At 69.1% G+C, this 12,846-nt stretch carries 10 protein-coding genes; 3 read left to right on the top strand and 7 right to left on the bottom strand.

Going from position 1 to position 12,846, the window contains the following annotated elements; translation table 11 throughout:
- Positions 1 to 251: 251 nt before the first annotated feature.
- The 3 genes from ACFOM8_RS18810 to ACFOM8_RS18800 form a co-directional block, all read right to left on the bottom strand.
- Entirely contained in the window at positions 252 to 1,268 is a 1,017-nt protein-coding gene (locus ACFOM8_RS18810) for a hypothetical protein (RefSeq protein ID WP_377763774.1), read from the bottom strand.
- 111 nt (positions 1,269 to 1,379) lie between these two features.
- The gene (locus tag ACFOM8_RS18805; protein WP_377763772.1) at positions 1,380 to 4,454 is read right to left on the bottom strand and encodes an efflux RND transporter permease subunit; all 3,075 of its coding nucleotides are present in this window, start codon (positions 4,452 to 4,454) and stop codon (positions 1,380 to 1,382) included.
- Positions 4,451 to 5,557, bottom strand: a complete 1,107-nt coding sequence (locus ACFOM8_RS18800) for an efflux RND transporter periplasmic adaptor subunit (protein ID WP_377763771.1) — start codon at positions 5,555 to 5,557, stop codon at positions 4,451 to 4,453. Before ACFOM8_RS18800 ends, ACFOM8_RS18805 begins: the two co-directional genes overlap by 4 nt.
- A gap of 261 nt (positions 5,558 to 5,818) precedes the next feature.
- Between ACFOM8_RS18800 and ACFOM8_RS18795 the strand changes: the two genes are divergently transcribed.
- The gene (locus tag ACFOM8_RS18795; RefSeq protein WP_377763769.1) at positions 5,819 to 6,679 is read left to right on the top strand and encodes a DsbA family protein; all 861 of its coding nucleotides are present in this window, start codon (positions 5,819 to 5,821) and stop codon (positions 6,677 to 6,679) included.
- A gap of 204 nt (positions 6,680 to 6,883) precedes the next feature.
- On the opposite strand, the gene ACFOM8_RS18790 is transcribed toward ACFOM8_RS18795, so the two are convergent.
- The 4 genes from ACFOM8_RS18790 to ACFOM8_RS18775 form a co-directional block, all read right to left on the bottom strand.
- Complete coding sequence (locus tag ACFOM8_RS18790; RefSeq protein ID WP_377763767.1) at positions 6,884 to 7,054, bottom strand: hypothetical protein; 171 nt, start codon at positions 7,052 to 7,054, stop codon at positions 6,884 to 6,886.
- A 68-nt stretch (positions 7,055 to 7,122) separates the two neighbouring features.
- Positions 7,123 to 7,899: a MetQ/NlpA family ABC transporter substrate-binding protein gene (locus tag ACFOM8_RS18785; RefSeq protein WP_377763766.1), complete on the bottom strand. Its 777-nt coding sequence runs from the start codon at positions 7,897 to 7,899 to the stop codon at positions 7,123 to 7,125.
- A 44-nt stretch (positions 7,900 to 7,943) separates the two neighbouring features.
- A complete protein-coding gene (locus tag ACFOM8_RS18780) occupies positions 7,944 to 8,618 on the bottom strand; it encodes a methionine ABC transporter permease (RefSeq protein WP_377763764.1) in 675 nt (224 codons plus the stop codon).
- A complete protein-coding gene (locus ACFOM8_RS18775; RefSeq protein WP_377763762.1) occupies positions 8,608 to 9,693 on the bottom strand; it encodes a methionine ABC transporter ATP-binding protein in 1,086 nt (361 codons plus the stop codon). Before ACFOM8_RS18775 ends, ACFOM8_RS18780 begins: the two co-directional genes overlap by 11 nt.
- Positions 9,694 to 9,842: 149 nt before the next feature.
- Here ACFOM8_RS18775 and ACFOM8_RS18770 point away from each other — a divergent pair, with 149 nt between their 5' ends.
- Both ACFOM8_RS18770 and ACFOM8_RS18765 read left to right on the top strand, forming a co-directional pair.
- Complete coding sequence (locus ACFOM8_RS18770; RefSeq protein ID WP_377763761.1) at positions 9,843 to 11,006, top strand: acyltransferase family protein; 1,164 nt, start codon at positions 9,843 to 9,845, stop codon at positions 11,004 to 11,006.
- Positions 11,007 to 11,150: 144 nt separating this feature from the next.
- On the top strand, positions 11,151 to 12,461 hold the full coding sequence (locus ACFOM8_RS18765) for an oligosaccharide flippase family protein (protein WP_377763759.1): 1,311 nt from the start codon (positions 11,151 to 11,153) through the stop codon (positions 12,459 to 12,461).
- The last annotated feature ends 385 nt before the right edge of the window (positions 12,462 to 12,846 follow it).

Here is a 12,846-nt window from a genome sequence, read left to right as displayed (position 1 = left end):
CCATCTCCGGCGCGGCCAGGCGTGCCGAAGCGGTCTTGTCCCAGTCGTGGTGGATCGTCACAATGCCTGCCCTGCAACAAGCTGTTCTTTTCCGCCCGGTAGCACAGACCCGCAATCATGGAAACCGGCCTTGCGCCGATCGGCCGAACGCCTCGCGCCGCCATGGCAAAGCGGCCACTGACAAAGCGGCCACTGGCAAAGCGGCCACTGGCAAGGGCCGCATGTTCCGGTCCGAAACCCCAAGGCGCCCCTTACAGCCCCGCCGCCCACAGCCTGAACCGCCGCGCGCCGGTGATTTCCCGCACCAGGCCCATGCGGCGCATCCGCGACAGCAGGCGTTCGGCGGTGTCGCGGCTGATGCCCGCCAGGTCCTCGACCTGGGCGGTGTGCAGGACCGGGTGGGCGGCAAGCGCCGCGACGATGCGGGCGGGGTTCTGGCCCTTGATCGTCGCCGTGGCCTCGCGCGCGGCCTCGGCCCAGTCGGCGATCCGGTCCAGCATCCGGCCGGCGTCGGACGCGCCCTGCGCCACGGCCGCCAGGTGGCGCGACAGGCGCCGCATGGGCGGCCCGCCATCCGTCCAGATCGCCCGGCCGTGACGGCCAAGCGGCAGAAAGACCAGGCCCGGGGTGGCGCGGGCCATGTCGCGGGCCGCCCAGACCGCGCCCTCGATCGCCGCCCCCTCGGGCGAAAGGCCGGCCAGCCGCCACAGCATCCGCGCCGCGGGCGTCCGGGCCAGGGGATGAAGGGCCGCCAGCCCTTCCATCGCCTCCAGGAAATCCGCGGCCGCCCCATCGAAGGCGCCCCCCGAGGGACGTTCGGACCAGGCCGGCTCGGCCCGGTTCTCGGCCCGGTTCTCGGCCCGGTCGTCGGCCCAGTCCTCGGCCCGGTGCAGGGCCAGGAAATCGCGCAGCCGGGCGGGATCGGACTGCCCTTCCAGCCGCCGCAGGGCCCAGCGGGCCTGCGCCATGGCCTGCAAATCGGTCCCGGCGCGGGCCGCCATGGCGTCCAGGCCGATCTCCTCGCGCGACAAGGGGGTGCCCTGGGCGCGCAGCATTTCCTCGATCTCGATCAGGGCCAGGCGGCGGGTGGCGCCCGCGCGGGTTTCCTTGTCCATCAGGGCCAGCCGCGCTTCCAGCCGACCCGCGGCCAGCGCGGCCCCTGCCAGATCCACGGCCAGCGCCGATTGCGCCGCCAGCCAGTCGGCAGGCCGGGGCGGGGCGGGTTCGCCTTCATCAAAGCCTTGCCAGGAAAGACCGGATCCACGCATATCCGCGCCTTAGCGCAGATCTGCCGAACAACCAAGGTCCTGCTTCGGACTTCAAATATCCCACAGGGGGTTTGGGGGACGTGAAGTCCCCCAGCATCGCGGACGCAGGAACTATTCCGCCGCCACCGGCTCTGCCTCCGGGCTGCGCCGCAGCCCCTCGATCAGCACATAGATCACCGGCGTGATCAGCAGCGTCAGCACGAAGGCCCCCGACAGCCCGCCCACGATCACCGCGCCGATGGCCCGGCGGCTTTCGGCCCCCGCGCCCGAGGCGATGGCCAGCGGCACCGCGCCCAGAACGGTGGCGATGGTGGTCATCATCACCGGGCGCAGGCGGGTCACGGCGCCCTCGCGCGCGGCCTCCGCCAGGGGCTTGCCTTCCTCGCGCAGCTGGTTGGCGAATTCCACGATCAGGATGCCGTTCTTGGCCATGATGCCGATCAGCAGGATCATTCCCACCTGGGAAAAGATGTTGACCGTTCCCCCCGCGATCAGCAGCGTCAGCACCGCCCCGGCCAGACCCAGGGGCACGGTCAGCATGATCGTCAGGGGTGTGCGGAAGCTTTCGAACTGCGCGGCCAGAACCAGAAACACGATCACCAGCGACATGGCGAAAACCGTGGCGATCCCGCCCGAGCTTTCCAGATAGTCCTTGGCCTGCCCTTCCCAGGCCAGCACCGCCCCCGCCGGCAGATCGGCTGCCGCCTGTTCGACCGCCGCCATGGCGCCGGCCAGGTCGATGCCGGGGCCGATGTCGGCCTCCATCTCGACCGAGATCAGCCGGTCGTAGCGGTTGACGGCGGGCGCGGTGGCTCCCGTCTGGATGCTGGCAAAGGCCGACAGCGGGATCAGGTCGCCCCGGTCGTTGCGCAGAAACACCGCCAGCATGTCGCCCACAGAATCGCGGTCGTCGGGCGAGGCTTGCAGGATCACCGGATATTGCCGCCCGTCGCTGGTGTATTCGCCGACGCTGCGCGACGCGAACAGCACCTGCAAGGTCTGGGCGATGGTTTCCGCCGACAGACCCAGATCCTGGGCGCGGGCGCGGTCGATCGACAGGCTGGCGCCCGGCTGGTTGGCGGAATAGCCGATCTCGATCGAGGCGAGGCGCGGGTCGCCCTCCAGCGCGGCCGCTAGGTCGTTCGCCCATCCGGCGGCGCGCGCCATGTCGGGCCCGCCCAGCATCCAGCGGATGTTGCCCTGGCCGCTGGACAGGCCAAGGCCGCCCGCGGCGCGGATAAAGGTCTCGGCCTGGGTGATGCGGGCCAGTTCGGGGCGCAGGGTGTCGATCACCTCCTCCACGCTGCGGTCGCGCTCCTTCCAGGGGGCCAGGTTCACGAACAGCAGCGACCGGCGCAATTCGCCCCAGGTGCCGACAATGGTGGTGACGTTCGTGACGGTGCCGTCCTGGCGCAGCGGTTCCAGGGCCGCCTCGACCTGGCGGGTGGCCATGTCGGTATAGGCCAGGTTCGACCCCTGGGGCGCGGTCACGGTGATGCGGATCTGGCCGCGATCCTCGGGCGGGGTCAGTTCGCGGGGCAGGTGCCCGTAGACGGCAAAGGCCCCGGCCATCGCAAAGGCGGTCGCGGCCAGGATCGGCACCGGCCGGGCGATCAGCCGGTCCAAAACCGCGCCATAGATCCGCTCCAGCCCGCCGATCATGCGGTTGACGGTGCGGGTCAGCAGGTTCGGCCGTTCCTCGCGCGGCATGATCTTCGCGGCCAGAACGGGCGACAGGGTCAGCGCGACCAGGGCGGACACGGCCACGGCCACGGCCAGCACGATGCCGAATTCGGCGAACAGCTTGCCGATCTCGCCTTCCATGAAGCTGACGGGCACGAAAACCGCGACCAGAACGGCGGTGGTGGCGATCACGGCGAAGCTGACCTGCGCGCTGCCGTCGCGCGCGGCGTCCAGCCGCGACTTGCCCATGGCGCGGTGGCGCTGGATGTTTTCCAGCACCACGATGGCGTCGTCCACCACCAGGCCGATGGCCAGGATCAGCGCGAACAGCGTCAGGATGTTGACCGAAAACCCCAAGGCCAGCATCGCCAGCCCCGCCCCCAGGGCCGAGATCGGGATGGTCACGACCGGGATCATCGACAGCCGCATGGATCCCAGAAACAGAAAGATCACCGCGATCACCAGGCCCACGGCCTCGGCGAAGACCTTGAGCACCTGCCGGATCGAGCTTTCGATGAACACCGCCTCGTCGGCGGTGATGTCCAGGCTCATGCCGGGGGGCAGGGTGGGGCGGATCCGCTCCAGTTCCGCCCGCACCGCCTCGGAGATGGCCACGGTGTTGGCCTGGGCCTGCGGCTGGACCCCCATGCCCAGCGAGACGACGCCGTTGGCGCGGAAGATCGACTCGCGCTGCTCGGGGCCTTCCTCGATGCGGGCCACGTCGCCAAGCCGCAGGGGGCGGGCCCCCCTGTCCTGGCCGGGGTCGCGGATCACCACCTGGCGGAAGGCGTCGGAGTCGGAAAAGCGGGTCCGGGCCAGCACCTGCAACTGCCGGGCGCCGGTCTCGATCTCGCCCGCGGGCAGTTCGATGTTGTTGGCTTCCAGGGCGGCGATGATGTCGCCGGTGGTGACGGCCTGGGCGGCCATGCGCGACTGGTCCAGCCAGATGCGCATGGCCGGCGAGCGGGCGCCAAAGGTCGCGGTGTTGGCGACCCCCGGCAGCCGGGCCAGCCGGTCCACCAGGAAGCGGTCGGCGTAATCCGACAGTTCCAGCGGCGTCATGTCGGGGCTGGACAGCGACAAGCGGACGACCGGGTCGCCTTCGCTGTCGTTCTTGTCCACGCGGGGCTCGTCGGCCTCTTCGGGCAGCTGGTTCACCACGCGGTCCACGGCGTTGCGCACGTCATTGGCGGCGGCGTCGATGTCGCGGCCGGAATCGAAGGTCAGAACCGTGCGCATCCGCCCGCGTTCGGATTCGGTGGCCATGGCGGTGACGCCGCTGACGCCCGCCAGCGCCCCCTCGATCACGGATGCGACCTGGCTGTCCACCACGTCGGGGGCCGCGCCCGTGTAATCGACGCGCACGGTGACCTCGGCGGCCTCGACCTGGGGCAGCTCGCGCACCGGCAGACGCGACATGGCGACCGCGCCCACCAGCACGATCAGCAGGTTCAGCACCGTGGCCATCACCGGGCGGCGCAGGGACAGGTCGGGCAGGCTCATCCGCCGCCCTCCGGCCCCGGCGGCGCGGCGTCCACCCGCCGTTCCTGGGCCACGGCCTCGACGGCGGCGCCGTCCGAGACGCGATGCAGGTTGGTCACGATCACCCGCGCCGAGGGGGACAGGCCGGACACGACCTCGACCAGCCCGTTCCGCTGCTGGCCGGTGGCGATGTCCACCTGACGGGCGGTGCCGCCTTCGGCCAGCATCACCAGGGTCCGGTCGCCTTCAACCGTCAGCGCGTTTTCCGGGACCGCCGGGCGCTGGCGTTCGCCCAGAACCAGCCGGACTTGCAGAAACATGCCGCCCGCCAGCGCGCGGTCGTCGTTGCCGATCTCGGCCCGCAACGCCAGGCTGCGGGTCGCGGCATCGACGCGGCTGTCGATGCGGCTGATTTCGCCCATGAAGACCCGCCCCGGCCAAGCGGCGGATGTCAGCTCGACCCGCTGGCCGCGTTCCAGGCGCGGCAGCAGGATTTCCGGCACGCCGAAATCGACCTCGATCACCGACAGGTCGTCCAGGGTGGCGATGGGGGTGGTGGTGTCGATCACCTGGCCCTCGACCAGGTCGGACAGGCCGACGATGCCCGCAAAGGGGGCGCGCAGGCTGCGGTCCTCCAGCGCGACAAGGGCGCGGTCGCGCTCGGCCTCGGCGCGCAGCAGGGCGGCGCGGGCGGTCTGATAGGCCGCGTCCGACGCGCTGCCGGACCGGTTCAGGCTTTGCTGGCGGTCGAAGGCCGCCTGCGCCTCGGCCAGGGTGGCATCGGCGGCCTTGAGATCGGCCGCTTCGGCGCGGCTGTCCAGTTCCACCAGCACCGCCCCTTTCTCGACCCGGTCGCCGGGCCGGAAGGCGATGCGGCTGATGCGGCCGCTGGATTCCGACGCCAGATCGACGGCCCGCCAGGCGCGGGCGGTGCCCACGGCGGTGACGGCATCGGCAAAGGTGACGATCTCGGGCGCGACGGTCTCGACCCGCAGGGGGGCGGCTGCGCCCTGGGCGGCGGGGGCCGGCCCGGATGCCGCCAGAAGCCGCTCGGTCAGGTACAGCCCGCCCATGCCCGCGGCCAGAACCACGACCAATCCAAGGACGGCCTTCACCGCGCGCATGCCTGCTCCTTCAAGGGTTCAGAGTGGGTCGTTTCCACAACAACCGATCGCGCCGAAAGGGACAACCGATATCGGCGCGGTCCCGGACATGTGAAGTTTGTAAACGAACGTTTCACGCCGGCAGGATGGGGCCGGGACAATGGGGCGGGGTCGTTGCCGCCCTCAAGCAGGGCGCGGATTTCCTCGGTCCCCATGGCGTCGAAATTCTCGGGGATCTCGGCCTGCCCTGCCAGGAAACCCGGGCGGCGCGGGTTTTTCCCCTTGATCCTCGTAACCTTGACCAGGGGCTTTCCTGCCCGCGCGATCACGAACGGCTCGCCCCGGGACGCGTCCTCCCTGGGGGTCGGGCCGATGAACCTGGTCCGCAGGATGCGGATCTGCGACGCGGGGCGGGCCGAAGCCCCGCCTTACGGGATCGTGACCACGAACACCGTTCCCCCTGGCGCCGGGCATGGCTTTAAAGGACCGACCCCAATCGAAAGGCCCTCGCCCATGATCCCCCGCCGCCTTGTCCTGTCCGGTGCCGCCGCCTGCGGGATCGCCGCCGCCCTGCCCGCCGGGGCCGCCGACCGTCCGAACCCGATGCCCGAGGAACTGCGCCGGGCGCTGGAGCGCGACCCGACCGCGCCGGTTCTTGGCAATCCCCGGGGCGACATCACCCTGTCGGTGTTCTTCGACTACAACTGCCCGCATTGCCGCAAGATGGCCAGGCCGATCCAGGAGTTGATCTCCTCGGATCCGAAGCTGCGGGTGGTGTATCGCGAATGGCCGGTCTTCGGCGAAGGGTCCGATTTCGCGGCCCGCGCCTCGCTCGCCTCGCTGGAAACGGGGAAATACTGGCAGTTCCACACGGCGCTGCTGGCCATGAAGGACCGCGCGGCAGAGGCCAGCGTGATGCGCGTGGCCCGCCGGGTGGGCCTTGATCCCGACGCGCTGCGCCGGGGCATGGAGGCGGAGCCCGTGGACCGCCACATCCGGCTGTCCTTTCAGCTGGCCGAGCATATGGGCCTGATGGGCACCCCCACCTTTATCGCGGGCGACGAGGCGGTCTTCGGCGAGCAAAGCCGCGCCGATCTGGCGGCCCTTGTCGCGCGCGGGCGCGAAACCCTGGGCCTGGCGTAAGGCCCGGCGCGTCTTTCCGGCGCTTGGAAATTCTCAACCTTTCTCTCGTATTCCTTTCGCGGGCCCGGACGGGCCTCAACGAAAAACGAACGAGGGACAGCATGAAACAGGCGCTTTGCGCATGGCTTCTGGCGGCCGCCTGCCTGGGATCGCCCGCCGCGGCGGTTGCGGGCGGGGCGGCGCCGGAAAGAAACGGGCCAGAGGTCACCCAGCTGCTTTTGGACAAGTCGCCGCGGATCCTTGTACCCGCTTCACGGCGGAAAGGCTGATTCCGAAATCCTTGGCCCGGTTCAGCGTTTCCGGCCCAGCGTTTCCGGCCCAGCGTTTCCGGCCCAGCGTCAGGGATGACTTGCGCCTTTCCGCCGCGATCGCCATGGCCTTGGCTTTTCCTTCATGCGGCCCGAACATACCGCCTTCGGGCCGCATCGCGTGGGGTGGTCGGCTTACCAGCTTGTCAGCACCGATCCGTCGTATTTCTCCTCGATGAAGGCCTTCACGGCGGGGCTGCGATAGGCCTCGACCAGCTTCCTGGCCCAGTCCTGGTTCTCGTCGCCCTTGCGGACCACGATGATGTTCACATAGGGGCTGTCGGCCTTTTCCATCGCGATGGTGTCGGTGTTGGGGTCCAGCCCCGCCGCCAGGGCATAGTTGGTGTTGATGACCGAGGCATCGGTGTCGGCCAGCGACCGGGGCAGCTGGGCCGCGTCCAGTTCCAGGAATTCCAGGTTCTTGGGGTTTTCCGTGATGTCCAGGGGCGTGGGCACCAGGCCCGTGCCCTCGGCCAGGGCGATCAGGCCCAGATCCTGCAAGATCAGCAGCGCCCGCCCGCCGTTGGTCGGGTCGTTGGGAATGCCGATCCTGGCGCCCTCGGGCAGATCGGCGATGTTCTCCAGCTTGTCGGAGTAAACGCCCATCGGCGTGGTGATGGTGGTGCCGATCTCGACCAGGTCGAAGCCGCGGTCCTTGATCTGGTTTTCCAGATAAGGGCGGTGCTGGAAGCTGTTGGCTTGGATGTCGCCGTCGGCCAGCGCGGTGTTGGGGATCACGTAGTCCGAGAACTCGACCACCTCGATCGTCAGGCCCATGGGTTCGGCGACCTTGGCGACCTCCTCCATGATCTCGGCATGTTCGCCGGGCGAGACGCCGACGGCGATGTTCTGGGCCAGGGCGGCCGCCGTGGACAGGGCCAGGGCGGAGGTCAGGGTGATAAGACGCAGCATCGGACGGGTTCCTTTCTTGTCTGCGAGGAAATCGGGGAAAAAACTCAGCGGCCCCGGTTGCGGGGCGCGCGCTTGTCGAAGCGGGCGGCGATCCGTTCGCCAACCGACTGCACCAGCTGGACCAGCACGATCAGCACGACCACGACCGCCCCCATCACCTCGGGCATGAAGCGCTGGTAGCCGTAGCGGATCCCCAGGTCGCCCAAACCCTCGCCGCCCACCGCGCCGACCATGGCGGAATAGCCGATCAGGCTGACCACGGCCAGCGTCAGGCCAAGCGCGATGCCCGGCCGCGCCTCGCGGATCAGCACCTTGCGGATGATCTGGAAGGGCGTGGCGCCCATGGCGCGCGCGGCCTCGATCAGGCCCGCATCGACCTCGCGGATGGCGTTTTCCACCAGGCGCGCGATAAAGGGGATCGCGGCCAGGGTCAGCGGCACGATGGCCGCGTTGGTGCCAATGGACGTGCCGACGATGGCCCGGGTCAGCGGAATGATCGCCACCACCAGGATGATGAACGGGACCGAGCGCGTGGCGTTCACCACCAGGCCCAGCACCTTGTTCGCCCAGGGCGACGACAGCAGCTCGCCCCGCTGCGAGACGGCCAGGAACACCCCCAGCGGCAGCCCGAAGGCCGTGCCGATCAGGGCGGACGCCGCGACCATGTAGAGTGTCTGCAAGGTCGCTTCCCAGAGAAGCGGGATCAGGTTAGCGGACATAGCCAAGCACCTCGGTCAGAAGCCCGTGCCGTTCCAGATAGGCCCGCGCCTCGGCCCCCCGGTCCGCGTCGACGGAAATCAGCAGGTTGCCGAAGGGACGGGGGCCCACCTCCTCGATGGCGCCGGCCAGGATGTTGGAAACGATGCCCTTTTCCATGGCCAGCTTCGACAGCATCGGGTCGGTGGCGTGATGGCCCGCGAAGGTCACGCGGATCACTTCCTCGGACGGGCCGCCGGGGCGCTGGTCCAGCATCCGTCCGGCGATGAAGCCCGGCAGCGTCAGCCCGGTCACGCCGCCCAGGAAGGACCGGGTGGTCGGATGGCGCGGCCTTGCGAAGATGTCGTAGGTCTGGCCGCTTTCGACGATCCGGCCCCCTTCGATCACCGCCATGTGGCTGGCGATGTCGCGCACCACCGCCATCTCGTGGGTGATCAGCAGGATCGTCAGGCCAAGATCGCGGTTGATGTCGGCCAGAAGCCGCAGCACCGTTTGCGTGGTTTCGGGGTCCAGCGCCGATGTCGCCTCGTCCGACAAAAGCACCCGGGGGCTTGTGGCCAGGGCGCGCGCGATCCCCACGCGCTGCTTCTGCCCGCCCGAGAGCTCCGCCGGATAGCGTCCGGCCAGGCCCTCCAGCCCGACGCGGGCGATCAGATCCGCCACGCGGGCGCGGATCTTGGCTGCGGGCTCTCCCGCGATCTCCAAGGGCAGGGCGATGTTTCCCGCCACCGTGCGGGACGACAGCAGGTTGAAATGCTGGAAGATCATGCCGACCTCGCGGCGGATGGCGCGCAGCGCCGCGCCCTGCGCCCGGCCCACGTCCCGGCCCGCCACGGCGACGGTGCCGCTTGTCGGGCGTTCCAGCCCGTTCACCATCCGCAAGAGCGTCGATTTCCCCGCGCCCGACCGGCCGATGATGCCGCAGATCGCGCCGGGCTCCACCGCCAGCGTCACGTCCTCCAGCGCGCTGACGCGGGCGCCGCCCGGGCCCGCAAAGGCCTTGCCGACCCCTGAAAAGCTGATCGCCGCGCCCGCGGCGCTGCCGAGTGCCGCATCCGCGGCAGTGTTGCCGGTCATCCGTTCGTCCTAGCGGCCATCCTGCGGTCCGTTCCGCCCGGGCCGGGTTGCCCCAATCGGGACCGGGACGCAAGGCTGGGCAATGAATTCGTTGGCCGTGCGGGCCTGTTCCGGTTAGCTTGAAAAGGACATCCGCGGGCCGGTCTTCGATGAGTGCTTTTCTGCCCATCCGAAACCTTTTCGAACCCGGGGCCATCGCGGCCTGGCGCGCCTATGCGGAAAGGCGCCGGTTCGCCTCGCTGAACGGGTTGCGGTTCCTGTGCATCGCGGCGGTGCTGTGGCACCATTCCCCCGCCAACGGGATGATCGCTTCCCCGCGGCTGCTGGAACGGGGCTTCGTGGGGGTGGACTTCTTCTTCGTTCTCAGCGGGTTCCTGATCACCACGCTGCTGCTGCGCGAGGAACGGGGAAGCGGGCGGATCTCGCTGCCCGCCTTTTACTGGCGACGGGCGCTGCGGATCCTGCCGGTCTATGTGCTGCTGGTGACGCTGATGTCGGCCTATTGGATCGGCGTGAAGGGACAGCAGGATCTGCTGGGCCTGGTGCCCTATTACTACGCCTTCCTGGCGAACTTCCTGAAGGGCGACATTCCCTTGCTGTCGATCACCTGGTCGCTGTCGGTCGAGGAGCAGTATTACCTGGTCTGGCCCGCGCTTCTGGTGATCCTGCCGCTGGCCGCGCGGGGTCGCGCCGTTCTGCTGGCCGGGCTGATCGGGCTGTGCCTGCTGGCCATGCTGGGGCTGGCAGGCTGGCTGGGCCTGCCGCGCCTGGAAACCCCCCATGCGGTCTTTGTCCTGCCCGGCATGTCCTACATGGCGATCCTGTGCGGATCGCTGACGGCGCTGCTGCTGCACGGCCCCGCGGGATTCCGCGCGCTGTGGCGGCTGTGCGGCTGGCCCGGCGCGCCCTTGGCGCTGTTCGCGGGGCTGCTGCTTTACCTGCAACTGACGCCCGATTCCCTGCTGGGCTGGCCCGCCCTGGGCATGGATCTGCTGATGGCGCTGTGCCTGGCCTCGCTTGTGGTGCGCGAGGATCACGCGCTGCGCCCGGTGCTGGCCTTTCCCCCCGTCGCCCGGATCGGAGAGATCAGCTACGGCCTTTATCTGTATCACCTGATCGGGCTGCACATCGCCACCGAGATCGGGGCGCGCGGCGGGCTTGCCGGAACCCGGGCCGGATGGGCCGCGACCCTTCTTTATCCGCTGATCTCGATCGCCATCGCCGAGGCCAGCTTTCGCGGCTTCGAGCGGCATTTCCTGTCGCTGAAACAGATCCCCCCTTTCCGCCGCGGCAGGCCCGCCCCCGGCCGCTGAGGGGGGCGGCTTTTCCGGCAAGGCCGTTCTTCCGGCTGGCTTGTTTCCCCGGCATTTGGCACAAGAGGCCCGTCCCCAGGCAGACCGCCGATCCGGCCGGTCGCGCAAGAAATCCAGGTTCGCGATGCGGTCACGGTCATGCTGATGAAACTTCTGCGCTCAACCAGCGGGCGCGCCGCAAGCTGGACGATGATCGGCTTCGGCGCCAGCTATGCGATCCGGCTCTTGTCCACGCTGGCGCTGACGCGGCTTCTGGAACCCGGGGTTTTCGGCCTGATGAGCCTGGCCTGGGTGTTCCTGGGGGCGCTGACGATGCTCAGCGACGTGGGCACGGTGCCGTCCGTCATCCGCAGCCATCGCGGCGACGATCCCGATTTCCTGGACACCGCCTGGAGCGTGCAGGCCGTGCGCGGCTTCTGCCTGGCCGGCCTGGTGCTGCTGCTGGCCTGGCCGGTGTCGCGCCTGTACGAGGAGCCGCGCCTGTTCCCGATCCTTTGCGCGGTTGCGGTCATGCCGGCCCTTCAGGGATTGAGCTCGATCTCCCTGGCCACCTGCCGGCGGCATGTCCGGCTTGGCGCGCTGACGGCCATGGGCCTGGCGGGGCAGATCCTGACCACCGTGGTCAACATCCTGTTCGCCTGGTGGCTGCAATCCGTCTGGGCGCTGGTCTTGGGATCGATCATCGGCGTTCTGTTCGGGCTGGTTGCCAGTTACCTGTGGCTGCCGCCCCACCGCCCGCGGCTGCGCTTTCACCGCGACGCGATGGCCGAGATCGTGACCTTCGGCCGCTGGGTTCTGCTGGCCACCCTGTTTTCGTATTTCGGCGGCCAGGGCTCGACCGCGATCATGGGGTTCGAGGTGCCGGTCGAGACCCTGGGCCTGATCACCATCGCGACCACCATCGCCTTTGCCTTGTCGGACCTGGTGCTGAGGATTCTAGGCCAGGTGGCCTTTCCGACCCTGTCGCGGGCCTTCCGCGAAGGGCGCGATTTCGCGTCCGCGGTTGACCGCATCAAGCGGCTGATCTTTCTTTTTGTCCTGCCGTGCCTGATCGCCCTGTCCTTTCTGAGCCAGGAGATCATCGACCTGCTTTACGATCCCCGCTATGCCCTGGCGGGCAGCTTTCTGACCCTGTTCGCCCTGAACGCCGCCCTGGCGATGCTGTCCATGCCCTATCAGAACGCCATGCTGGCCGCCGGGAACAGCCGTGCCCATGCCATCGTTATGGGAACGGCGGCCGCATCCACCGTGATCCTGATGCTGGCGGGAATGCAGGTCCACGGCATCTACGGGATGATCTTCGGAATGGGCCTGGGCAGCGGTCTGCTGCCCCTGCTTGTCTCGGCCTGGTTCGCCAAGCGGCACGGCATCCTGCGCTGGCATTACGATGCGGTCACCGCCACGGGGGTTCTGGCGCTTTACGCCTATATGCTGGGAACGCTGCCCCCCGTTTGACCGGCTCCCGTTCGACCGGCCCCCGTTCGACTGGCCCCCATTCGACTGGCCCCCGTTCGACTGCCGCCCCCCTGACCGGCGCCGGCAGGCCAGGGCGCGGATCCCCAGCAGCACCGGCAGGCCCGTTCCCAAGCCCGCCCAGCCACCGGCCAGATAGCCGAGCGCAATCCCCCAGAACGAGGCGCCTTGCAGCCACAGGACAACCGCCCCCGAGGCGGACCCGGCCAGGATCAGGGCCAGAACCGCGATCACCATGGCGACGCCGCCAGGGCGGAACCGGCGCCGCGCGGCCGGGCAAGGGTCGGGTGCATACCCGCAAGCAGGATCATGGGTTCGACACTTTTATTCTATTTGTCTGTTTTACTCAACTAAAGATGGAATGACA

The sequence above is a fragment of the Paracoccus angustae genome (assembly GCF_042648745.1).
Taxonomy (GTDB): Bacteria; Pseudomonadota; Alphaproteobacteria; order Rhodobacterales; family Rhodobacteraceae; genus Paracoccus; species Paracoccus angustae.
The sequence above is the reverse complement of the archived record's forward strand: the minus strand, read 5'-3'. Positions and strand labels throughout refer to the sequence as shown.

Bases quoted from the DNA above. Each gene is read 5' to 3' on its own strand.
- ACFOM8_RS18810 (WP_377763774.1), bottom strand. From the start codon at position 1,268: ATGCGTGGATCCGGTCTTTCCTGGCAAGGCTTTGATGAAGGCGAACCC.
- ACFOM8_RS18805 (WP_377763772.1), bottom strand. From the start codon at position 4,454: ATGAGCCTGCCCGACCTGTCCCTGCGCCGCCCGGTGATGGCCACGGTG.
- ACFOM8_RS18800 (WP_377763771.1), bottom strand. From the start codon at position 5,557: ATGCGCGCGGTGAAGGCCGTCCTTGGATTGGTCGTGGTTCTGGCCGCG.
- ACFOM8_RS18790 (WP_377763767.1), bottom strand. From the start codon at position 7,054: ATGGCGATCGCGGCGGAAAGGCGCAAGTCATCCCTGACGCTGGGCCGG.
- ACFOM8_RS18785 (WP_377763766.1), bottom strand. From the start codon at position 7,899: ATGCTGCGTCTTATCACCCTGACCTCCGCCCTGGCCCTGTCCACGGCG.
- ACFOM8_RS18780 (WP_377763764.1), bottom strand. From the start codon at position 8,618: ATGTCCGCTAACCTGATCCCGCTTCTCTGGGAAGCGACCTTGCAGACA.
- ACFOM8_RS18775 (WP_377763762.1), bottom strand. From the start codon at position 9,693: ATGACCGGCAACACTGCCGCGGATGCGGCACTCGGCAGCGCCGCGGGC.
- ACFOM8_RS18770 (WP_377763761.1), top strand. From the start codon at position 9,843: ATGAGTGCTTTTCTGCCCATCCGAAACCTTTTCGAACCCGGGGCCATC.
- ACFOM8_RS18765 (WP_377763759.1), top strand. From the start codon at position 11,151: ATGAAACTTCTGCGCTCAACCAGCGGGCGCGCCGCAAGCTGGACGATG.